The organism is Azoarcus indigens, assembly GCF_004361735.1.
GTDB lineage: Bacteria > Pseudomonadota > Gammaproteobacteria > Burkholderiales > Rhodocyclaceae > Azoarcus > Azoarcus indigens.
In genome coordinates this window covers 1-22,911 of the sequence record NZ_SNVV01000035.1, presented here as the reverse complement: position 1 = coordinate 22,911, position 22,911 = coordinate 1, and the positions used below count along the sequence as shown (strand labels likewise).

General features: G+C 63.7%; 18 protein-coding genes. 16 read left to right on the top strand and 2 right to left on the bottom strand.

What is annotated here, in order from left to right; genetic code table 11:
• The 16 genes from epsG (at position 1) to C7389_RS23355 (ending at position 19,184) form a co-directional block, all read left to right on the top strand.
• Positions 1-870 carry a chain length determinant protein tyrosine kinase EpsG gene (gene epsG, locus C7389_RS23430; RefSeq protein WP_133595086.1) on the top strand — a complete coding sequence of 290 codons (870 nt, stop codon included), beginning with the start codon at positions 1-3 and terminating at the stop codon, positions 868-870.
• A gap of 3 nt (positions 871-873) precedes the next feature.
• Entirely contained in the window at positions 874-1,845 is a 972-nt protein-coding gene (locus C7389_RS23425) for a glycosyltransferase family 2 protein (protein WP_246034950.1), read from the top strand.
• 97 nt (positions 1,846-1,942) lie between these two features.
• Positions 1,943-3,358, top strand: coding sequence for an O-antigen ligase family protein (locus tag C7389_RS23420; protein WP_246034949.1), 1,416 nt, complete (start codon positions 1,943-1,945; stop codon positions 3,356-3,358).
• A 118-nt stretch (positions 3,359-3,476) separates the two neighbouring features.
• On the top strand, positions 3,477-4,922 hold the full coding sequence (locus C7389_RS23415) for an Atrophin-1 multi-domain protein (RefSeq protein ID WP_211168536.1): 1,446 nt from the start codon (positions 3,477-3,479) through the stop codon (positions 4,920-4,922).
• 29 nt (positions 4,923-4,951) lie between these two features.
• On the top strand, positions 4,952-5,521 hold the full coding sequence (locus C7389_RS23410; RefSeq protein ID WP_133595085.1) for a serine O-acetyltransferase: 570 nt from the start codon (positions 4,952-4,954) through the stop codon (positions 5,519-5,521).
• The gene (locus C7389_RS23405; protein ID WP_133595084.1) at positions 5,518-6,723 is read left to right on the top strand and encodes a glycosyltransferase; all 1,206 of its coding nucleotides are present in this window, start codon (positions 5,518-5,520) and stop codon (positions 6,721-6,723) included. Before C7389_RS23410 ends, C7389_RS23405 begins: the two co-directional genes overlap by 4 nt.
• Complete coding sequence (locus tag C7389_RS23400; RefSeq protein ID WP_133595083.1) at positions 6,720-7,904, top strand: glycosyltransferase family 2 protein; 1,185 nt, start codon at positions 6,720-6,722, stop codon at positions 7,902-7,904. Before C7389_RS23405 ends, C7389_RS23400 begins: the two co-directional genes overlap by 4 nt.
• Before the next feature lie 117 nt (positions 7,905-8,021).
• Positions 8,022-9,185, top strand: a complete 1,164-nt coding sequence (locus C7389_RS23395) for an SGNH/GDSL hydrolase family protein (protein ID WP_162851826.1) — start codon at positions 8,022-8,024, stop codon at positions 9,183-9,185.
• A 9-nt stretch (positions 9,186-9,194) separates the two neighbouring features.
• Positions 9,195-10,613 carry an MBOAT family O-acyltransferase gene (locus C7389_RS23390; protein WP_133595081.1) on the top strand — a complete coding sequence of 473 codons (1,419 nt, stop codon included), beginning with the start codon at positions 9,195-9,197 and terminating at the stop codon, positions 10,611-10,613.
• Positions 10,614-10,645: 32 nt separating this feature from the next.
• A complete protein-coding gene (locus C7389_RS23385) occupies positions 10,646-11,689 on the top strand; it encodes a glycosyltransferase (protein WP_133595080.1) in 1,044 nt (347 codons plus the stop codon).
• Positions 11,686-13,179 carry a lipopolysaccharide biosynthesis protein gene (locus C7389_RS23380; RefSeq protein ID WP_133595079.1) on the top strand — a complete coding sequence of 498 codons (1,494 nt, stop codon included), beginning with the start codon at positions 11,686-11,688 and terminating at the stop codon, positions 13,177-13,179. The genes C7389_RS23385 and C7389_RS23380 overlap by 4 nt, the downstream gene beginning before the upstream one ends.
• Before the next feature lie 37 nt (positions 13,180-13,216).
• On the top strand, positions 13,217-14,035 hold the full coding sequence (locus tag C7389_RS23375) for a polysaccharide pyruvyl transferase family protein (RefSeq protein WP_133595078.1): 819 nt from the start codon (positions 13,217-13,219) through the stop codon (positions 14,033-14,035).
• 67 nt (positions 14,036-14,102) lie between these two features.
• Positions 14,103-15,425 carry a UDP-glucose dehydrogenase family protein gene (locus tag C7389_RS23370; RefSeq protein ID WP_133595077.1) on the top strand — a complete coding sequence of 441 codons (1,323 nt, stop codon included), beginning with the start codon at positions 14,103-14,105 and terminating at the stop codon, positions 15,423-15,425.
• A 23-nt stretch (positions 15,426-15,448) separates the two neighbouring features.
• Positions 15,449-16,903 carry a mannose-1-phosphate guanylyltransferase/mannose-6-phosphate isomerase gene (locus C7389_RS23365; protein WP_133595076.1) on the top strand — a complete coding sequence of 485 codons (1,455 nt, stop codon included), beginning with the start codon at positions 15,449-15,451 and terminating at the stop codon, positions 16,901-16,903.
• A 60-nt stretch (positions 16,904-16,963) separates the two neighbouring features.
• Positions 16,964-18,055 (top strand): nucleotidyltransferase family protein, encoded by a 1,092-nt coding sequence (locus tag C7389_RS23360; protein WP_133595075.1) that lies wholly within the window; start codon positions 16,964-16,966, stop codon positions 18,053-18,055.
• 178 nt (positions 18,056-18,233) lie between these two features.
• The gene (locus C7389_RS23355) at positions 18,234-19,184 is read left to right on the top strand and encodes an IS5 family transposase (protein WP_133595074.1); all 951 of its coding nucleotides are present in this window, start codon (positions 18,234-18,236) and stop codon (positions 19,182-19,184) included.
• Between the two features lie 578 nt (positions 19,185-19,762).
• On the opposite strand, the gene C7389_RS23350 is transcribed toward C7389_RS23355, so the two are convergent.
• Both C7389_RS23350 and C7389_RS23345 read right to left on the bottom strand, forming a co-directional pair.
• Positions 19,763-22,372, bottom strand: coding sequence for a peptidoglycan DD-metalloendopeptidase family protein (locus C7389_RS23350; RefSeq protein ID WP_133595073.1), 2,610 nt, complete (start codon positions 22,370-22,372; stop codon positions 19,763-19,765).
• A 22-nt stretch (positions 22,373-22,394) separates the two neighbouring features.
• The coding region (locus tag C7389_RS23345; protein WP_133595072.1) for a DUF2345 domain-containing protein at positions 22,395-22,911 on the bottom strand (517 nt) is incomplete at its 5' end.

The window sequence follows — 22,911 nt, the reverse complement described above, 5'->3', positions numbered from 1 at the left end:
ATGAACGCACCGGCCACTACGCCTTTTCGTCCGCCCGCGGAACGCTCCATCGGGTCCATCCTGATCGATGCCGGGCGGCTCAATGCCGACCAGACCGAACGCATCCTCCGCCTGCAGCGGGAAAAGGGGCTGAGGTTCGGCGAGGCCGCCGTCGTCCTCGGCCTGGCGAACAACAACGATATCCACTATGCACTGGCGCGCCAGTTCGACTATCCCTATCTGCAGCGCGGCGAGAGCAAGGTTTCCCCGCAGGTCGTTGCTGCCTACGATCCTTTCTCGCCCCAGGTGGAGTCCCTGCGGGCGCTGCGCAGCCAGTTGATGCTGCGCTGGTTCGATCCGGTGGAAGGGCGTCGCGCGCTCGCCGTGGTCAGTCCGGGAAGCGGGGAGGGGCGCTCCTGGCTGGCGGCGAATCTGGCGGTGCTGTTCTCCCAGTTGGGCGAGCGGACGCTGCTGATCGATGCCGATCTGCGCAAGCCCGCTCTCCACACGCTGTTCGGCCTCCAGGAACGCAGTGGCCTGTCCACGCTCCTGGCAGGGCGGCCGGCGCCGGAGGCGGTGCAGCGGGTGCCCGACCTGCTCTCGCTTTCCATCCTGCAGGCCGGCGTAGTGCCGCCGAATCCCCAGGAGTTGCTGGCGCGGCCCGTGCTGGGGCAGTTGCTGCAGCAGTACTCGAGCAGTTTCGATGTGGTCATCGTCGATACGCCGGCGGGTAACCGCTATGCGGACGGCGCGATGGTCGCAGTGCGCACGCATGGCGCCCTGATGGTGGCCCGTCGGGACAGGAGCCGCATGGGCGAGGTGAAGCGCTATGCAGAGCGGCTCAGCCAGTCCGGCGCAGTAGTGGTCGGCTCTGTCATGAACGGGAACTGAGTGATGGACATGCTGGTACAGGAAGAAGTGACGAACGCCGTCGTCGCACCGGACGCTGCCGCCGCGCAGCTGGACACACCGCGGGTCAGTGTCGTCATCCCCTCCTACAACCGTGGGCACACCATCGTCGCTTGCCTGCAGAGCGTGCTGACGCAGACCTTCCAGGACTTCGAGATCATCGTTGTGGACGATGCCTCGGCGGACGACACCAAGGCCCGCGTTGCCTCGGTGGAGGATCCCCGTATCCAGTACATCGCCCATGCCCAGAACTGGGGCGGAGCGGCTGCGCGGAATACCGGCATCAGGGCTGCGCGCGGTGAGTTCATTGCTTTCCTGGACAGCGACGATACCTGGGCGCCGGAGAAGCTGGCGCAGCAACTGGCTTGCATTGAAAGCCGGGGGCCGGACTATGGCGTCGTCTACACCTGGTTCATCGGCCGGGACAACGAGGGCCAGGAGGTTTCCCGCTCCAATTACACCCTGGACGGCTGGGCCTTCGAGTCCCTGCTGGTCGCCAATTATGTCGGCACCTTCTCCAGCATCCTGGTGCGCCGCTCGGTGATCGAGGGCGTGGGCGGGCTGGACGAAAGCCTGCGCAGCTGCCAGGACTGGGATCTGTCCATCCGCCTGAGCCGGGTGACCAAGATCTGCTGCGTGGAGGACTATCTCGTCTCCTACTTACATAACGGCAAGGACAAACACCGCATCTCCTCCAACCCGAAGTCGCTGATCCAGGGGCACAGGCGGGTACTGGAGAAGTTCGAGGACGACTATTCGCGATTGCCCCGTGAAAAGGCGGTGCAGGCGTTGAATGGCTTCCTCATGGTGTTCTCGTCGGCGGGTTCCTTTCCGGACGTTTTCCGCCTCGGCCGTCGGATCGTCGCCGCTGCGCCGGACGTGCGGGGCCTGGGTTTGTGCTTCAGCGCACTCGCGCGCACCGCAAAGCGGCGGATGACGCGCCGTTTCGGCTACTGATGTACATGCTTGCCTGGCGCTTCTTTCCGCAGCCCCGGTGCGAGACGCACCTCCCCGCCGGGACGGGGGGAGGGCGCATGTGCGCAGGGATGAAGGGATGAACGGCGAGTTGCTGTCGCGCCACCCCTCCTTGCTGAGCGGGGTGGCGTTTGCCGTCGCTCTGCTCGTGGGGCTGGCGATACCGGTCTACGCAGACCTGATGGCGGGCAATTACGTCCGCTTGATGGTGTTGCCCGCGCTGATTGCGCTGGGTTTCATCTTCTGCCTCGACCGCCTGTTCCTGCTTGGCATGGTGCTGCTTTTCCGGGCGGCGGGTGACTTGGTGTTCGACAGTACCAAGTTCTCTCTCGGGCCGATTTCCCTGGGATTTGGCGGTCTGGTGAATGCCTTCGTGATCCTTATCGCGGTGCTGCTGGTCGCTGGCCGGCCGGCGCGTTTCCCGCGGGCGGTCGCCCAGCCGTGGATTGTGTTTCTGCTGGTGGCGCTGGTCTGTGTCTTCATCGCCCCTGAAAAGGGCGAGGCGATACGAAGCTATCTCGGCTTCCTCTCCTATTTCGCGGTGTTCCTTTCGGCCTTCTATTTCGTCCGTACCGAGGCGGACTTCAAGGTCTGTGTGAAGCTGGTGTTGCTCTCCTCGTTGCTGCCCTCCGGCTACGCCTTGGCGGACCTGCTGATGAGCGGGCTGCCAGCGGGCTTCCAAGGCTATCGCCTGAAGAGCACCTTCACCCACCCGAACATCTTCGCCTTCTATCTCACCCTGGTGTTGTGCCTGGCGCTGTATGCGCTGAAGAGTCCCAGGATCCAGTTGGGTGCGCTGAGGCGCAGCGCCCTGACGCTGTACGTGCCCTATCTGCTCGTTCTCCTGCTGCTGACGCAGACCCGCAGTGCCTGGATGGCCTGCTTCGCCGTCTTCGGCATCTATGCCCTAATGTTCGAGCGCCGCTACCTCGTTTACCTGGCGGCAGCGCCGGCGCTGGCGATGCTGGTGCCCAGCGTGCGCGACCGGGTGCTCGACCTCGGTAGCGGCAACGAGGTGGTGCAGTACGCGAAGTTGAATTCTTTTGCCTGGCGCTTGCAGATCTGGGAATACGGCCTGCGCTGGATCAGGCCGGAAAACCTGCTGCTCGGCTATGGCTTCGGCTCGTTCAAGTTCTATTCGCCGACCTTCTTCCCTTTCTCCGGCGGCGTGAACTTCGGGGCGCACAACATCTACGTGCAGACTCTCTTCGAGTTCGGACTGGCAGGGCTGGCGGCGCTTTCCTGGCTGTTTGCGCGGCTGCTGCGGACGCTGAAGCGCATGGCGCGGATAGACAAGCTTGGCGCCTTCGTCGCCATCGCCCTGGTGGTGGAGTACATGATCATCTCTGCCTCCGACAATGTTTTTTCCTACCTCGCCTTCAACTGGTACTTCTGGTTCGTCGTCGGCGCCGGTTGCGCTGTCGTGCTACGACACATGGAAGAGGAAGGCGAGGAGCCGGTGGCCGTCCGCCAACCCGTGATCCGCGCAGCCTGACGCGGCACGGCATTTGCGGGCGACGGTCGTCAAAAACATGAACATTTCTTTTCAGGGAGCACACCGATGCTCGGGGCGGAACGGTTTCTACCCCGGCGAACATGGAAGGAGTCACGCCATGTACACGCTGCAACTCGCTCATGGAACGGATGGAAACAGGCGGTGGATGATGGCCGCCCTGGTGCTCTCCACCTTGGCCCTCACTCAGGCTGACCACGCGAAGGCGCAGGCTGAGCCGAATGTCAGATGGGGTACCTACGAGAACCTCTTTTCCGCCCGTTCTCCCTGGAACAGTCGCCCGGTTTCTCCCGTGTTTGGTGAATACGTGATCCCGAAGTCCAGCTATTCCCCGTCGGTTGCCGAGGGTGCGTGGTCGACCGGCGTCTTTCTCGCTGGCGAAAACGACCCCCCGGTTACCGTGAGCGGTCTCCCGGGTACGGCCGGGGTGTGGGACCCGGACGCGGAGGTGAGGCGGCAGATCACCATTCCCCGCTGGCCGGCAGGCGTGATCCCCGCCAGCGCGGCAGATGGTCATGCGGACATCGTCGACCCGGCGGCGGGCATCGTCCATTCCTTCTACAAGCTGCGGCAGATCGACGGTAACTGGGTGGCGTCCCAGTACGCCTGGACACCCTTGAACGGCAGGGGATGGGGCAATCCGGCGCACTACTTCCAAGGAGCGCGGGCGGCGGCGGTACCGACGTCCGGCGGCCTGATCCGCAAGCACGAGATCGACGACGGCCGATCCCATTACCCGCACGCCCTGACCATGTCGCTGACCTACAACGGCCTGTCGGCGAACCCCACCTACATTTTTCCCGCCACCTCGGCGGACAAGGATGCGGCGACGACCAATACCGGCGCGATCCCGCAAGGAGCGCTGGTGATGCTGCCGCCCGGCTTCAATCTGCAGAGCATCACCACGCCGGCGCTGCGCAAGGTGGCCGAAACCTTGCAGATCTATGGCGCTTATGTGACTGACCGGAATACCGGCACCCCCTTCGTGATCTATGTCGAGAACGGGTCAGGCTTCAACCTCCACCGGGGCGGCTGGAACAACGCGGCCGCAAACGATCTCGAGCGAATCCGGCAGGGGCTGCGCCAAGTGACGGGCGTCGGCGGCTGGATTGACGGTAACGGCGAACCCTACACGCCGGAGACCAATTTCAACCTGCTTTCCATGCGCGGCCCCTGGCGGCTGCAGAGCGGGATGACCTCCGGCACCTACGAGACCTGGCGCCAGGCAGTGGTCTTTCCGCCTACGCCGGTACCGAGCAGCGTGGTGAACACCAGCTATCGGGGCATGCAACCGCTGTCCTGGGCGTTGCCGGTGGCCGGGCAGTCTTACCAGCTGACGGCGCGGACCACCGGAGGCGGACTGCTTCGCTTTCAGCTGCGCGACAAGACCAGCAACGCCATCGTCTATGACAGCAACAACCTTGCCGACGGGGAGACTGCCCGCTTCACCTGGCCTGCCGGCAACGTCGGCCCGGTGGTGACGGCGACCAGTGGCGTGGGGGTCGAATCCACCGTCGCCGGCGATCTGCGGCGGGAGGGGCCGTAATGAATCTGATGAAAACAAGAGGCTGATCTATGAGTCGTGACCCCGATTGGGCGGCGGACCTGCAGCGCTACGGCGAGCGCCGCCCTTTCCTGAAGGAGCAGTCCATCTGGGCGATCGCGCTCTATCGGTTCGGCCGCCGGCTGGAGCGGCGGCCGGCTGGCGTGTTGAAGCGCCTGCTTACTCTGCTCTACTGGCTGGCCTTCCGCATGGTGGAGACGGCGGTCGGCATCAGCCTGCCCAAGGCCGCGGCCATAGGGGGAGGCCTGCGGATCTGGCATTTCGGGGGCATCTTCATCCATCCGCAGGTAGTCATCGGCCGCAACTGCACGCTGAGACAGGGCGTCACCATCGGCAACCGCCACGAGGACGGCCCGGTGCCGGTGGTGGGCGACGACGTGGAGTTCGGCGCCTATGCCCAGGTGCTGGGCGGGGTGCGTATCGGCAACGGTTGCAAGATCGGGGCCCTGTCGGTGGTGCTGTGCGACGTGCCGGATGGGGCGACCGCGGTCGGCAGCCCGGCGCGCGTCATCCTGCCCGCTAGCCGCGGTGCCATGCCGGAGCAGGAGAAGCTGGTCGTGGTTGCGGGGGGCGGACGGTGAAGATCGCCTATCTCGTCAACCAGTATCCCAAGGTCAGCCACAGCTTCATCCGCCGCGAAATCCTGGCGCTGGAGAAACAAGGCTTCGAAGTCCTGCGTCTTGCCGTTCGTGGTTGGGATGCGGATGTGGTGGACGCCGAAGACAGGCGCGAACAGGCGCTGACCACCTACCTGCTGAAGGACGGCGCCGGTGGCCTGCTGCGGTCGGTGTTCGATGCCTTCAAGGACTCGCCCAGCCGCTTTTTCTCGGCACTGAAACTGGCGCTGCGCATGGGCTGGCGGGCGGACCGGCCGTGGCCGGTGCACCTGATCTACTTTGCCGAAGCCTGCAGGGCACTGCCGGCGCTGAGAGGTTTCGGCGCCCGCCATCTGCATGCACATTTCGGCACCAATCCGGCCGAGGTGGCGATGCTGATCGAGGCCTTGATCGGCCTGCCGTACAGCTTCACCGTTCACGGCCCGGAGGAGTTCGACAAGCCCCAGTTCATCGGTACCGGCGAGAAACTGCGCCGCTCGGCCTTCGTCGTCGCCATCAGTTCCTTCGGCCGCAGCCAACTGTTCCGCTGGGTGGATCACTGCCACTGGCCGCGGGTGAAGGTGGTGCATTGCGGCCTGGAGCCGGCTTTCCACGAAGTGGCGCCGGTGCCCACACCGGAGAAGCCGCGGTTGGTGTGCGTGGGCCGGCTGTGCGAGCAGAAGGGCCAACTGCTGCTGGTCGAAGCCCTGGGCGGTCTGGCGAAGAAGGGCGTGGATTTCGAAATGGTGCTGGCCGGCGACGGCGAGTTGCGCGGCGAGGTGGAGACGCTCATCGCCCGCCACGGGCTGCAGGGCAAAGTGCGGATCACAGGCTGGATCAGCAGCGACCAGGTGCGCGAGGAGATCCTCGCCGCTCGCGCGCTGGTGCTGCCCAGTTTCGCCGAGGGGCTGCCGGTGGTGATCATGGAGGCGCTGGCGCTTCGCCGGCCGGTGGCAACGACCTATGTGGCCGGTATTCCCGAGTTGGTGCAGCCGGAGGAAAACGGCTGGCTGTTCCCGGCCGGCTCGGTGGAAGCGCTGACGGCCGCGCTGGAACGTGTGCTGAGTACGCCGCCCGAGGTGCTGGAGCGCATGGGCGAGGCGGGCCGGACCCGTGTGCTGCAGCGGCATGACGTGGATACCGAGGCGGCGAAGCTGGGCAACCTGTTCCGCGAGGCGCACGCATGAGCATCCTCTCCGGGCTGTTGATCCTTGTCGCGCTGGTCCTGCTGGTTCCAGTGCTGCTCTTTACCTTCCAGATGCTGGTGTCTTTCCCTGGCCGCAAACCGGCAGCCTTGCCGGCGGGCCGCAGGCCGCGGATCGCGGTGCTCGTGCCGGCGCATGACGAGGCGCTTGGCATCACCGCCACCGTGCGCAACATCTGTGAGCAATTGCAGGCGGGAGACCGGCTGCTGGTGGTGGCGGACAACTGCAGCGATGACACCGCCGCGCTGGCGACGGCAGCCGGCGCGGAGGTCATCGTGCGGCATGACACCAGCCGCCGCGGCAAGGGCTATGCGCTGGACTTCGGCGTGCGCCATCTGGCGTCCGAGGCGCCCGAGGCGGTCGTCATCGTCGATGCGGACTGCCGGCTGGAAGCTGGAGCGCTGGCTTACCTGAGCCGTGTCGGCCTGGAAAGCGGGCGGCCGGTGCAGGCGCTGTACCTGATGCATGCGCCGCCGCACGCCGGGCTCAAGACCCGTATCGCCGCTTTCGCCTGGATGGTGAAGAACCTGCTGCGGCCTCTGGCCTATCGACGCCTGGGCCTGCCCTGCCAGCTGATGGGAACCGGCATGTACTTCCCCTGGGCGATGATCAGCCAGGCCCAACTCGCCAGCGGCCACATCGTCGAGGACATGAAGCTGGGTGTGGACCTCGCCCGCGCTGGCACACCGCCGCTGTTCTGCCCGGAGGCGGTCGTCAGCAGCGTGTTCCCGAGCACCGGCGAGGGCGTACAGTCCCAGCGTACGCGCTGGGAGCATGGTCACCTGGGGATGATTCTTGCCGACACGCCGAAAATGCTGGCCTCCGCGTTGCTGCGCGCCGATCTGCGTCTGGCGGCGATGGCGCTGGACCTGTGCGTGCCGCCGCTGGCCTTGCTGCTGTTGTCGGTGCTGGGGCTGACGGTGGTGACCGCGTTGTTCGCCTTGATGGGCGCCAGCGGCCTCGCCTTCGGCATCGCGTTCGGCAGCGCCGCACTGTTGGGGGGCGCGGTGCTGCTGGCATGGCTGCGTTGCGGCAGGGACATCGTGTCCTTCCCCGATCTTGTCCGTGCACCCTTGTATGCGCTGTCCAAGATTCCGCTGTATCTGCGTTTTCTCGTCAGCCGCCAGGTCGACTGGGTGCGTTCGCGGAGGGACGGTTCTTGAGCCGCCCGGCCGGGGGACGGGGGCAACGCAAGAGATTGCGGCCCTTGGGTATAGGTGCAGTGGATTGTCTGGACATGTCGTGTCCGGATGGCTTTCAGTCTTGATCTAGGGGCGATCATGCTGACCGTACTGTTCAGGATTCTGCGGCTGCCACCGGGGGGGCGGGTTGAGATTTCCGCCGAAGGCGCCGCATCAAAACAACAAATCGCACCCCGGAAAGGCGGTGCTGCCCGGCGTATCAGCCTCGTCCTGCTGTCGGCGGTAGTGCTGTTCATTGCGCTGGAGCTTGCGCTCCAGGTTCGTTCGCAACTGCGTTTCGGCCAGAGCGTATTCAACCTGGCCAAGGGGCAGACGCGCTACGTACAGGATCCGGTGACCGGCCTGAAGCTGTTGCGGCCGGCCAGTGTGCTGCCGGGCAGCGAGGTGGAGATACGCACCAATAGCCTGGGGCTGCGCAGCCCGGAGGTGACGCCGGCGCGCTTGCCCGGCAGCCTGCGAATTGCCGTGGTGGGCGCTTCCACCGTGATGGGCGAGATGGCGCGCTCTAACGAGGCTACTTTCTCCGCCTTGCTGCGCGAGCGGCTGCAGAAGCACTACCCCGACCGTAAGGTGGAGGTGATCAACGCCGGGATTGCCGGTTATCGGTTGGCGGATCAGTTGGGCATGCTGCAGCGCATCGTGTTGCCGCTGAAGCCCGACCTGGTGGTCGTGTACCCCGGCTTCAACGACTTTGCCGATTACTGCAAGGCCGGCAGGACGCCGACGGCATCCCCGCGCGAGGGCCTGCCGCTGGTCAGCCTGCCAGACTGGCTGCTGTCGGTGGATGCGGTGCGCAAGAAGACGGTGGCGCTGCGCTCCGCGCCGCCCATGCCCGGCAAGCGGCTGGACCCGGCGTCCATCGATCTGCTGCCTTACCGGCAGCGGCTGGAAGGGCTAGTGACCGCTGCGCGTGGTGCCGGCGTCGACCTGGTGCTGGCAACCAACGCCCGTGCCTACCGGGCGGAGCAGCCGCTGGAGGTGCAGATGCGGCTGTCGGAGCAGGCCCGCTACTTCAATCCCTGCTTCGACCTGCCGGGGCTCAACACCCTCTACGACCGCCACAACAGCGAGATCGTGCAGACCGCAAGACGGATGGACGTGCCCGTGCTCCGGCTGGACCAGCGGATTCCCGGCGGCCAGCGCTACTTCGTCGATGCCAGCCATTTCACGCTGGCCGGCGAGGAACTCGCCGCCGACGAGATCTACGGCTTCCTGCTCGACCAACACCTCGCCGGTTCCTGAGTCCGCCAAATGTCCTTCCAGTCGCTGCATTTCTTCCTGTTCCTGGCCGTCGTCTTCGGCCTCAACCGGCTGCTGCTGCGCCATGCGGATGCGCGCAAGAACATGCTGCTGGCTGCCAGCTATTACTTCTACATGTGCTGGGATTGGCGCTATGCCGCGCTGCTGCTGTTCATGAGCGGGGTGAACTTTGTTGCCGGCCGCGCCATCGAGGCCAGCTCCTCGGCCACCGTGCGCAAGCGTTGGCTGGCGGCGGCGCTGCTGGCCTCGCTGGGAGTGCTGGCCTACTTCAAGTATGTCAATTTCTTCATCGAGAGCGCCGGCCAGCTGCTGAACACCGTGGGCTTCGAGGCCAACCTGCCGCTGCTGCAGGTGCTGCTGCCCATCGGTATTTCCTTCTTCACCTTCCAGAGCCTGTCCTACACGCTGGACATCTACCGCGGCAAGGAGAAGGCCACCGACAGCTTCCGGGACTTCGCACTCTTCGTCGCCTTCTTCCCGACGGTGCTGTCCGGCCCCATTACCCGCGCGCGCCAGTTCATGCCGCAGTTGGAGCATCTGCCGAAGGACGACGAGAAGCGCATGGAGGAAGGGTTGGTTCTGATCCTGCGCGGCTTCATCAAGAAGATGGCTTTTGCCGACGTCCTGGCCGTACAGCTGGTGAATCCGGCCTTTGCCGCGCCCTCGGAGTATTCGCCGCTGTTCCTGCTGGTGGCGGTGTATGCCTTCAGCTTCCAACTCTACATGGACCTCTCCGGCTATACCGACATCGCCCGCGGCGTCGCCAAGTTGCTGGGCTTTGACCTGATGGAGAACTTCGACCGGCCCTACCAGGCCACCAGCGTGTCCAACTTCTGGCAGCGCTGGCACATCTCCATGTCCAGCTTCTTCCGCGACTACCTGTATTTCGGCATCGGCGGCTCCAAGCACGGCAACGTCTATATCAACCTCTACATCACCTTCGTCGCCATCGGCATCTGGCATGGTGCGGGGTGGAATTTCGTGCTCTACGGTGTGATCCACGGCAGCTTCGTCTGCTTCGAGCGCTGGCGCCGGGGGTGCAGGGAGGCGAGGGGGTTGTCGCCAGAGCCGACCTCAGCCGGTGCCCGGCTGCTCGCCATCTTCCTCGCCTTCCAGGTCGTGGCCCTGTCCCGCATCCTGTTCCGTGCGCCGGATCTCGACAGCGCCGCGGCCTATGTCTCCGCGATGCTGCAGCCGGTGTCGAACAATGCGCCCTTCACGCTGATGGGCCTGGGCGTGCTGCTGCTGGCCGTGCTGTTGCACTACCTGCCAAAGGGATGGTTCACCCGGGCTGCGGTGGCCTATTGCAGGGCGCCGGTGGTGCTGCAGGGCGGTGCGATCGTCGGCCTGGCGCTGTCCCTGGCGGCGCTCTCGCCCGGCGGCGCCTCGTTCATTTACTTCCAGTTCTAAGCCTGAAGCCAGGGCAATCGGAGATGTTGAAGATGGCTGTCAGCAAGGCTGTCGCGACCGGGCAACAACCGCAGATCAGGGTGCTGCAATCCCTGTTCCGGCAAACCGAGAACGACAATCCCTATGTCAAGCAAGTGGTAGCGGCGGTATCGCCGCATGCCGAGGTGGCGTTCTTCTCCTGGCGTACCGCGCTGTTCGGCCGCTACGACGTGTTCCACGTCCATTGGCCGGAATTCCTGCTGCGGGCGGAAGGGCGCAGCCGGGCGGTGCGCTATGCGCTGTTCCTGGCGCTGCTGGCGCGTACCACGGTGCTGCGCCGACCGGTGGTGCGCACGCTGCACAACCTTGCGCCGCACGAGAGCGCGGGAGCAGCCGAGCGTTTCCTGCTGCGCCTGCTGGACAGCCGTACGCAGATGTGGATACGCATCAACGCCGTCACCGAGCCGCGGGCGCCGCAGACGGTCACCATTCTGCACGGCCACTACCGCGACTGGTTCGCCGACAAGGCGGTGCCGGCCAGCGTGCCCGGCCGGCTGCTGTATTTCGGCCTGATCCGGCCCTACAAGGGGGTGGAGACGCTGCTGGAGTGCTTCCGCGGCTTGCCGGCCGGGGATAAGGACTTCAGCTTGCGCCTGGTGGGCAATCCCTCCACCGCCGAACTGCGCGGGGAGATCGAGGCGGCCGGCGCGTTAGACCCGCGCGTTACGTCCCTGCTGGCCTATGTAGACGACGTCACTCTGGCTAAGGAGATCGGCGAGGCGGAGCTCGTCGTGCTGCCCTTCCGCCAGATGCACAACTCCGGTTCGCTGCTGCTGGCGCTGTCGCTGAACCGGCCGGTGCTGGTGCCGCGCAACGAAGCCAACGAGGCACTGGCCGCCGAGGTGGGGCCGGGATGGGTCTATATGTATGACGGCGAGCTGGAGCCGGCCAAGCTGGAGGCGGCGCTGACGCAGCTCCGCAGCGATGTTCGTGCACCGATGCCTGATTTCTCCCGCCGCGAATGGGCGGATGCCGGCGATCAGCATTACCGCGCCTACCTCTCTGCCATCCTCGGCCGCCCGCTGGAGGCCCAATGACGGCCGAGAGCGTTTCCGCCGCGCCGCCCCCGGGGCCGGTCGCCGACAAGCGCCTGGGCAGCACCGCCGCCCGCGGTGCGCTGGTGACCATGGGCGGGCAGGGTTGCAAGATCCTGCTCCAGTTCGGCGGCATCATCGTGCTCGCGCGCCTGCTGTCCCCGGGCGACTACGGCCTGCTGGCGATGGTGATGGCCATCGTCGGCGTCGGCGAGGTACTGCGGGATTTCGGCCTGTCGTCCGCTGCGGTGCAGGCGCGCCAGCTGACCGCCCAGCAGCGCAGCAACCTGTTCTGGATCAACTCGCTGATCGGTCTGCTGCTGGCCGGCGTGGTGTATGCCTGCGCGCCCTTGATCGCCGCCTTCTACCGCGAGCCACTGTTGCAGCCCATCGCCCAGGCGTTGGCGCTGACCTTCCTGTTCAATGGCCTTGCCACCCAGTACCGCGCCCAGTTGAACCGGGAGATGCGCTTCGGCCGCCTGGCCGGCGTCGAGGTGATCGGGCAGGCGGTGGGGCTGTCCATAGGCGTGGTGCTGGCGCTGCGTGGCTACGGCTACTGGGCGCTGGTGGCGCAGCAGGTGGGCCAGATCGGCCTCACCCTGCTGCTGCTGGTGGCGGCCACCGGCTGGCGCCCCGGCCTGCCGCGGCGAAATGCCGACATGCAGGGTCTGCTGCGCTTCGGCTGGAACTTGATGAATACCCAGCTCATCACCTACTTCAGCCGCAACGTCGATGCCTTGATCATCGGCCACCGCTTTGGCGCCGAGGTGCTGGGCCTGTACAACCGGGCTTACCAGCTGCTGATGCTGCCGCTGAACCAGATCAATGCGCCGGCCACGACCATCGCGCTGCCGGTGTTGTCGCGGCTGAACCAGGATGAGGCGCGCTACAGCCGTTTCCTGCTGCACGGGCAGTCGGTGCTGTTGCACCTCATCGTCGCCGCCTTCGCTTTTGGCTGCGCCCAGGCGGAGCCGCTGATCGTGCTGGTGCTGGGCCAGCAGTGGGCACCGGCGGTACCGGTGTTCCAGATCCTGGCCTTTGCCGGCGTGTTCCAGACCGCGGCCTATGCCAGCTATTGGGTCTTTGTCTCCAAGGGGCTGACCGGTTCCCATTTCCGCTTCACCCTGAGTTCGCGGCTGGTGCTGATCGCGCTGGTGGTCACCGGGTCGTTCTGGGGCGTGCACGGCGTCGCCACTGCCTTTGCCTGCGGCATGGCACTGTCCTGGATGTGGGGGCTGCTATGGCTGCGCGGTTCCGGCGCGCCAGTGAAGGGCATGTTCGGCAATGGACTGCGCGTCATCGTCGGCTATGGCCTATGCGGTGCGGCTTCAGCGCTGGCGTCCTGGCACTGGGGCGAGGGGTTGCCGATGCGGCTTGCCATCGGCGTCGCGGCAATGCTGCTCGCCTTCCTGCTGATCAATGCGGCATGGCCGGCTTTCCGTCGCAATGTATTTGCCATCCTGCAAAGCCGGGCGCTGCTGCGTTCGGCCTGAGTTCGTTTTCCAGAGAGAGACTGCGGTCAGAGAGAGCATGCTGAAACGGAAGATTAGAGCGCTGTTCAATGACGAATCTGCGGTGGCCCCGGTCCACGCACCTTTGCCTTACAACCATGTTTCCGTTTATTGCTGGCGACCGGCCGATGGCCGGGTGAATTTCGGCGATCACCTCGGCCGTATCGTCGTTTCCCAGTTGCTGGCTTCCCGCGGCTTGACGCTGGAAGACGAAGTGACAAGTGCGGCGCGCATGCTGGCCATCGGCTCGGTCCTGCATTTCGCTGCCAATGGCGATGTGATCTGGGGTTCCGGCGTGAATGGCAAGGTGCCGGAGTCCGCCTTCATCGCAACGGCGCTCGACATTCGTGCGGTGCGGGGGCCGCTGACCCAAGAGTTCCTGCGCAAGCGCGGTTTCGAGGTGCCCTCGGTGTTCGGCGATCCGGCGCTGCTGGTGCCGCATCTGTTCCGCGAGCGCTTCGAATGCACCGGCGAGCTGCCCCATGTTTTCGTGCCCAATCTGCATGACCTGGCATTGGTGGCCGGACAGTCACATGTCGTTTCACCCTTGCTGGGCTGGAACAAGGTGATTGCGGAGATACTGCGGGCCCGCCTGGTTCTGGCCAGTTCCCTGCATGGCCTCATCATTGCCGAGGCCTTCGGCATACCTGCACGGTATGTCCGGCTTTCCGAGACGGAAAACCTGTTCAAGTACCAGGACTACTACTACGGCACCGGGCGGGAGAACTTCGAGTACGCCGCGTCCATTGCCGAGGCGATCGAGATGGGCGGCATGCCGGCCTTCACTTTCGATCCGCAGCCGTTGCTGGCGGCATTCCCCTGGGATCTGTGGAAGTGAGCTTTGAATTTGCACCGGGCTGCTGGCCTGGTGTGCCTGAAATCAACTGAACGTAAGGGGAGTAAAAATGAAACTGACCGTGATCGGTACCGGCTATGTCGGCCTGGTCTCCGGTGCGTGCCTGGCGGATGTCGGCAACGATGTGCTCTGCCTGGACGTGGATGCGGCCAAGATCCGCATCCTGGAAGAGGGCGGCATCCCCATCCACGAGCCGGGCCTGCTGGAGATGGTGAGGCGCAACGTGGAAGCCGGGCGGCTGTCCTTCACCACCGACGTGGAGAAGGCCGCGCGCTTCGGCGAAATCCAGTTCATCGCGGTAGGCACGCCGCCGGACGAGGATGGCTCGGCCGACCTGCAGTATGTGTTGGCGGCGGCGCGCAACATCGGTCGCTATATGGACGGCTACCGGGTCGTCGTCGACAAATCCACCGTGCCGGTGGGCACGGGCGACAAGGTGAAGGCAGCGATTGCCGACGAGCTGTCCAAGCGCAACGTCGACCTGCCGTTTTCGGTGGTCTCCAACCCGGAGTTCCTGAAGGAAGGCGCTGCGGTGGACGACTTCATGCGGCCGGACCGCATCGTCGTCGGTGCCGACGATGAGCGCGCTCTTGGCCTGATGCGACAGCTCTATGCCCCCTTCCAGCGCAAGCACGACAAACTGGTGTTCATGGACGTGCGCTCGGCCGAGCTCACCAAGTACGCCGCCAACGCCATGCTGGCGACGCGCATCAGCTTCATGAACGAGCTGGCCAACCTGGCCGAGACGCTGGGTGCGGACATCGAACTGGTGCGCCAGGGCATAGGTTCCGATCCCCGCATCGGCTGGCATTTCCTCTATGCCGGCTGCGGCTACGGCGGCTCCTGCTTCCCCAAGGACGTGAAGGCACTGATCCGCACCGCCGGCGAGCACGGCCGCGACCTCAAGGTGCTGACCGCGGTGGAAGATGCCAACGGCGCCCAGAAGCATGTGCTGATCGACAAGATCGTCGCCCGCTTCGGCGAGGACCTCTCCGGCCGCCGCTTCGCCCTGTGGGGCCTGGCCTTCAAGCCGGATACCGACGACATGCGCGAGGCGCCCAGCCGGGTGATCATCGAGGAGCTGTTCAAGCGCGGCGCCACCGTCACCGCCTACGACCCGGTGGCGATGCTGGAGGCGGAGCGCATCTTCGGCGACGAGTCCCGCCTGACCTACGCCGGCCGGCCGAAGAGCGCGCTGGAAGGCGCGGACGCGCTGGTCATCGTCACCGAATGGAAGGAGTTCCGCAGCCCGGATTTCGAGGCCATCCGCAGCCGTCTGCGCCAGCCGGTGGTGTTCGACGGACGCAATATGTACGACCCCGAACTGGTGCGGGAAAAGGGCATCGAGTATTTCGGCATCGGCCGCCGTTGAAGCAATGAAGGAGTGATACCAGCATGGCGATCAAGAGCGTGATTCTCTCTGGCGGCGCGGGCACCCGCCTGTGGCCGGCTTCCCGCGAGGCCTATCCCAAGCAGCTGCTGCCGCTTACCGGCGAACTCTCCATGCTGCAGCAGACCGCGCTGCGGCTGTCCGGCTTCTCGCCGGACGAGGTGGATGCGGAGCCGCTGGTGGTGAGCAACGAGGACTACCGCTTCGTCATTGCCGAGCAACTGCGCCACATCGGCGTCACCGGCGGCCGCATCGTGCTCGAACCGGCGGGGCGCAACACCGCGCCGGCGCTGACCCTGGCTGCGCTGGCCGCACGTGCCGCCGGCGCCGACCCGGTGCTGCTGGTGATGCCGGCGGATCATGTGATCAACGATCTGGAGGCCTTCCAGGCGGCGGTGTCCGAAGGCGCGCTGCAGGCGGAGGCCGGCGGCATGGTCACCTTCGGCATCGTGCCGGAGCGGGCGGAAACCGGCTACGGCTACATCCGCGTCGGCGCCCAACTGGATGGCGCGGCCACCGCGCGGCGCTGCGTCGGCTTCGTCGAAAAACCGGATGCGGAAACCGCCGAGCGCTATCTGGCCGGCGGCGAACACCTGTGGAACAGCGGCATCTTCATGATGAAGGCCTCGGTGTGGCTGGCGGCAATGCAGAAGTACGCCCCGGACATCGCCGAAGCCTGCACGCATGCCTTCGACGGCTGCAAGGCGGACGCCGATTTCCTGCGGGTGGACAAAGCCGCCTTCGAGGCCTGCCGCTCCGACTCCATCGACTACGCCGTCATGGAGCCGCTATCCACCGACACCGCGGCCGAGAATGGCGTGGTGGTCGTACCGATGGCGGCCGGCTGGTCAGACGTCGGCGCCTGGGACGCGCTGTGGGAAGTGTCCGCCAAGGACGACGAAGGCAACTGCTCCCGCGGCGATGTGCTGATCGAGGGCAGCCGCAACACCCTCGTGCATGCCGGCAGCCGGCTGGTGGCGGCGCTGGGCTGCGAGGACATGGTGGTGGTGGAGACGGCGGACGCGGTCATGGTCGCCCACCGCAGCCGCACCCAGGAAGTGAAGAAGGTGGTCGCCCGCCTGCGCGAGCAGGGCCGCGAACTGGCACAGACCCACCGCAAGGTGCACCGGCCCTGGGGCTGGTACGACTCCATCGACTCCGGCGAGCGCTTCCAGGTCAAGCGCATCGTGGTGGCGCCGGGGGCGCGGCTCAGCCTGCAGATGCACCACCACCGCGCGGAGCACTGGATCGTGGTACGCGGCACCGCCGAGGTGACCTGCGGCGAGCGCACCTTCCTGCTCGCGGAGAACGAGTCCACTTTCATCCCGCTGGGGCATACCCATCGGCTCGCCAACCCGGGCAAGGTGCCGCTGGAGATCATCGAGGTGCAGTCCGGCAGCTACCTTGGCGAGGACGACATCATCCGTTTCGAGGATACCTATGGCCGCGCGCCTGCCTGAGGCGGGTGCAGCGGAGAACGTCTTTTCATTCACCAGAGAGGTATCGACTTGGCAAAAGGAATGATCCTGGCCGCGGGCCAAGGAACGCGGGTGCGCCCGCTGACGAAGAACGTGCCCAAGCCCATGGTGCCGATACTCGGCAAACCGGTGCTGGAGTACCTGATCGAACACCTCGCCCGCTTCGGCATCCGCGAGATCATGATCAACGTGGCCTTCAACCACTACAAGATCGAGAACTACTTCGGCGACGGCCACCGCTGGGGCGTCGAGATCGGCTACTCCTACGAGGGCGGCCGCGAGTACGGCGACATTGTGCCCAAGGCGCTGGGCTCCGCTGGCGGCATGCGCAAGATCCAGGACTTCGGCGGCTTCTTCGACGACACCACGCTGGTGATCTGCGGCGACGCCATCATCGACCTGGACATCCGCGCCGCGCTCGACGAGCACCGCCACAAGGGCGCGCTGGCCAGTGTGGTGACCCTGGACGTGCCGCGCGACCAAGTTCAGAACTACGGCGTGGTGGTAACCGACGAAGAGAGCCGTGTGCAGTCCTTCCAGGAAAAACCCCGGCCGGACGAAGCGAAATCCACCCTGGCCAGCACGGGCATCTACATCTTCGAACCGGAAGTGCTGGATCTCGTCCCGCCCAAGCAGGAGTTCGATATCGGTAGCCAGCTGTTCCCCTTGCTGGTGGAGCAGGGCAAGCCCTTCTTCGCCCAGAAGCGCTTCTTCAACTGGATAGACATCGGCCGCCTGACCGACTACTGGTCGGTGCTACAGCGGGTACTGCGCGGGGAAGTGGCGCAGATGGACATGCCCGGCAACGAAGTGCGCCAGGGCGTCTGGGTAGGCCTGAACACCTCCATCGCGTGGGACAGTGTGCAGATCGTCGGCCCGGTGTACATCGGCTCCAACGTGCGTATCGAACCGGGCGCCTCCATCATCGGCCCGACCTGGATAGGCCACGGCAGCCACATCCGCGCCGGCGCCCGTGTGGAACGCAGCATCTTGTTCGAATACACCCGGGTGGGCGAGGGCATGCGCTTCTCCGAGAAAATCCTGTCGCCGCAGTACTGCGTGGATCGCTCAGGTGAGACCCTCTATGTCGGCGACGAGCACACGCCACTGCGTTGGGGTGATGCGCGGGGCTGAGTCGCTGTAGCCTGCCCAAAACAGATCGGCCGCTCGAGGTATTCCGGGCGGCCGATTTGTTTTTGGGGCGCAGCTTATCTGAGGTTTCTAGCAGGCAGCGATGACGCCGTCGTCACTAAGGAAGCTCTGATCTATTCCGAGCCCGTAAAATACTGAAGACATAATCTGCGCTGGCCCCATGAAACAAGCGACGTTCGCCTCGTTGGCCTTCGACAGGAAGAAGAAGCCGACCCGCCGGGAGCGCTTCCTGGCCAAGATGGAGACGGTGGTGCCATGGGCAGCGCTGCTCGCGGTGATCGAACCGCACTCTCCGAAGCCTGGCCGGCGCGGTCGTCCGCCGATGCCGCTGGCAACGATGCTGCGGATCTACTTCATGCAGCAGTGGTACGCGCTGTCGGATCCGGCGATGGAAGACGCGCTCTACGAGATCGAGTCGATGCGCCGCTTTGCGGGTCTCGAACTGGCCAACGACGCGATGCCCGACGAGACGGCCCTCCTCAAGTTCCGACATCTGCTGGAGAAGCACGGACTGAGCGCGCAGATGATGAACATCATCAACGACGCGCTTGAGGCGCGTGGACTGCTGCTCAAGGGCGGCACGATGGTCGATGCGACGATCATCCACGCGCCCCCGTCGACGAAGAACCTGGACAACAGACGCGATCCCGAAATGCACCAGACGAAGAAGGGCAAGCAGTGGTTCTTCGGCATGAAGATCCACGTGGGCGCCGACGTCAATTCGGGACTCGTGCATACGGTATCGGTGATGCCGGCCAACGCCTCGGATATCAGCCAATTGCCGTATCTGCTGCGCGAGGACGACAGGGCGGTGTTCGGCGACAAGGGGTACGTCAACAACAAGCTCAAGCGCTTGGCCCGCAAGGCCGGCGTGTTCTGGGGCGTGTCGCTCAAGGCCAGCAAGCCGCATCCGCTGACCGGGGCGAACAAGCGCTTCAACCACAAGATGTCTTCGATCCGCGCGGGGGTTGAGCACGTGTTTCGCGTGATCAAGCGCCAGTTCGGTTACACGAAGGTGCGCTACAAGGGGGGCGCGAAGAATGCCGCTCAGGTGTTCTCGCTGATCGGATTGACCAATCTTTACCTGGCGGGGCGAGCACTGATGCGTTGATGGGTGAAATCCGCCCGCTGCGCTCGAAGATGAGCGCTCGGGGCCGAAACGGCCTCGAAAAGCAGCAGAGTAGGGGTGGAAAAATCGATCATCGGAGTCGGCTGGAAATAGCTGGCTTGGGTGCGGTTGCTCGGTACATCAATTGATCAGGGGCTTCTAGCGAAAAGTGTGGCCATCCCAGACATAACTGTAAGAACTCGTCGTTTCATCATGGTTGTCAGTGGCCAGATTTGCTATTAATACGGTATCTTCTGCTGATCTAATTTCTAGATCAGTATTATACAAGACAAGATGTAGTTTGGTTTTTCTGCTGTCAAAAGTTAGTATTCCGGTGTATCTGTTTTTTACGTTAAAATTAGGCTCTGCAAAACACAAAATAAAAGGCGGTGACAATATTTTTTTTATATTAAATTCTATTTTTTTTTCGAATTCGTTCTTTTTGCATGAGCTATATCCGCAAATGAATTTTTTATATTCTTTATTCGAGTAGAGTTGTTTTATTGCGCTTTTTCTTGATTTCGTTGTTTCGCATGAGATTGCATTTGATGAAAATGTAAGTGCCAGGAGAAATATGGAAATTAGGGTCTTTGCCATGACAGATAAACTCCGATTTTGTGCTCTATAGGGATAAAGCTAGTTTGAGGTTCTCCTTGGGTGTTCAGAATCGGCTGGCCAGCGGTATCTAAGGTTAGCTCCTTGTCTCTATTTTTTCGCCAGATAAAGGATAGTTCCTCTTCTGCCTTTGTTGGGAAAGGTATGTCTAGAAGAACATATTTTAGGAAAACTCCCGACTGCAGGCGGATGTCGAGACCGTTTATTTTCTCGATAGATACGTTTCCGTTTACAAGTTTGGATGAATTTGTGATGTGATTCGGTGTGAATCCTCTATCGGATACGTCTAGACCCACTAGGCCATTGGCTGTTATTTCTGCGTTAATCCAATAGAATCCTGCGCTGTCCGCGCAGTTTTCTGCGTTATATGCAGTATCGCTTTGTGATATTAGTTCGTCTGGGTTCCATCCCAGCTCTGAGAATTTTTCTAGTGTTGTCGGATTCGTTTTATTAAAAATTCTGTAATTTCCGTATTTAATATAATTATTTGCGCGAGTTATTTGTATAAGCCCACGTCCATGATAGGGGGCGTAGGTTTTCTTCTCCCCGCCTCTCTCTTTGGTTGAGGTTAAGTAGCCTGACTCCTCCATTAGCTGCGAAAAAAAATGAAGGATTCTTTGTGTGGTTGATGATATTAGATATTTCCGCATCGTTTTGTTGAGTGGTAATGCCCATTTGCCTGCTCTAAAGAGGGCCTCAGGCCATGTCGCTACCAGCTGATCGGCGAAGGTGGTCCCTGTAAGGTGTCTGTTCTTACGAGGGATACACTGAGCAAATTCTTTGGTGTCGAGCCAGTTGCATTTTCTGAACGTTTGGATGAACCGTATCGGATGAAAGTGATAATGCACCTTATCCAATGCAAGACCAGCCGCGGTGGCCTCTTCCCAAAAGGCCAGGGCCTGATGGTGCTGCTTGAGCCGTTCATAGGCATCTGAGGAAAGATGCTCCTCAAACAGGACATGGGCGGGTAGCGTGCCTGGCGTGTCTTTGGCCCAGCGCCAGCGGTTGTCGAAGTCCTCCCGGGACCATTCCGTGGGCTGCTTGACGACGCAATAGCTCAGGCGCTCCCGCATGGCTCCGGACTGAAGCTTGAGATAGGCGCGCAGGAGGCGGTCTTTGTGCTGGGTGCTGGTATTTACTGAGACAACGTTTTCCCCCGGCGCCTCGAGCATGGCGACTTGGATAGGCGCGGGAGTTGGGGGCTCGATCAGGTCTACGAGTTGGGCTGAATCGCAGCGGCTGTTGCCATCCGTGTCATCGTCGATGAAGGTCCAGCCGAGCCAGTGGGGGAAGTCGGCATCGCTGAACACTTGACCCCCCGCGACATTGAGATTCACGAAAACAGGCGTTGTGCCGGGGACAGCGATCTTGCGGAAGTGGGGCAGGCGGCCGTCCAGTAGGTCGGACTCGGCGGGCGCGTCCGGGCCGATGACCCGGCCGAAGCGCAGCATTTCATAGCCGGCACTGGGGCAGCCAGGGTAGCCCTTTACGGCGGTCTTGTAGAGGTCGTAGCCGCCATTTTTCTCGGTGCATGAGCCGGTGATGGTGCCGTTGCCTTGACGGGTGGTGAGGGTGATTGTTCCGAGCGCTTCACTCAGGCTGACGATCAGGGGGCTGGAGGTGTATCCGACGACGGTGGCCTGCCAGTTGCGCCATTCTTCGGCGCTGATTCCCTCTGGTGGTGTGGCCGCGGCCGCGCCATGGATGGCGGGGACCCGGATGGTTCGCTTGGCAACGGTCGGTTCGGGTTTGTTCTGCGCCTTCTGTGCGGCGCCAGTCAGCGTGGCCCACCAGTTGGCGGCCCGGGCGGGAGAGCCGTTGAGTTGGCGGATGCGCTTGGGTGTGGTGTTGAAGCGCTGTGCGACCGATTCCAGGGTGTCATTGCCTGCGCCCAGGGCGGAATTGAAGAGCCGGACCGTATAGGGCTTTGTTTCGGTGCGTGGATCCTGCTGATAGAGCGGGGTGCCCGTGGGCAGGACAATATGCATGTCGCCCCAGACGCTATTGCGCCGCCCTTCCGTTGCGACAAGAGGGCCGTGGCTGCGGCCCATCAGCTTTTCCACGTTCTCTTCATCCGTGACGATCTCGAAGTGGATGCAGTGCGCCCGGCCGTATATGACACCGGCTTTGCCGATGGGCTCTTTGCGATAGACCTTGTCGCCGGCTTTCAGCTTTGTCTGGGTGCCCGCTTTGTTCTCCAGCGTGTGCAGATGCTGATAGATCGAATAGAAGGTGACGGTGAGGTCTTCCCCGATCTCGGTGGTGTGTTTGAGAACCATGACGCCATTGCTGGTCCAGCCGGTGTAGTACAGCAGTGGATGGGTGGGAGCGGCGGCGAGCGGGATGGGGTCACTGTCGCGGGCGAACACGACTTCGCCGTCGGCAATGGCGCGGACGGGTTCCGGGCTGCCTGGCGCGCCCGGTGCTGTCAGATGGACGCCGCCATGCCAGCCGAAGCGATGGCTGACGGGGAAGGCGCCCTTGCCGGTCTTTTCACCCAGTGCCATGACGTCGCCGCTGGTCGTGTCTATCTCTTGAGGCGCGGTGGCTTGAAGGAAAGGGGGGCTGATGAGCATCGATGTAGGTTCCGATGGGGCGCTATTCGGAGAGCGGCAGATCGGCGGGGTCGAGGGGAATGCGCGGCATTTTTTCGAAGAGGTCGAGAGACCCGGCATTCAGTTCGGGGCTGCGATAGGCCGGACCGGTAAAGCGGTGCTTTCCGGCCTTCACAATGAGGCTGCCCGGCATGCCCAGTTCGATGTTCCCGCCGGCGATCCTGATGTAAGCCCCACCGCACAAGAGCGTGATGTGCTCCTTTGCCGAGATCTGCACATGCTGCTGGCTGGCACTGATCTCCACACTCTGGTCGGCCTCCACCCGGAGGCTGTTGTGCTGGGCCTGCAGCAGCATCTCCCCCTGATGCGCGATATGGCGCATGTCGCCCGCCTGGGCGAAGGTGCCCAGGCCGTTGCCGGCGTTGAGCACCATGCGCTCGCCCGCGGTGAGCTGCAGCTGCTGCTGGGCGGCGGCATCCAGGAACTCGTCCGCCCCCAGGGCGATGCTGCGCCCGCTGCCCAGGGCGATGCCGGCCGGCGCCGAGAGCGCGATCACCGGC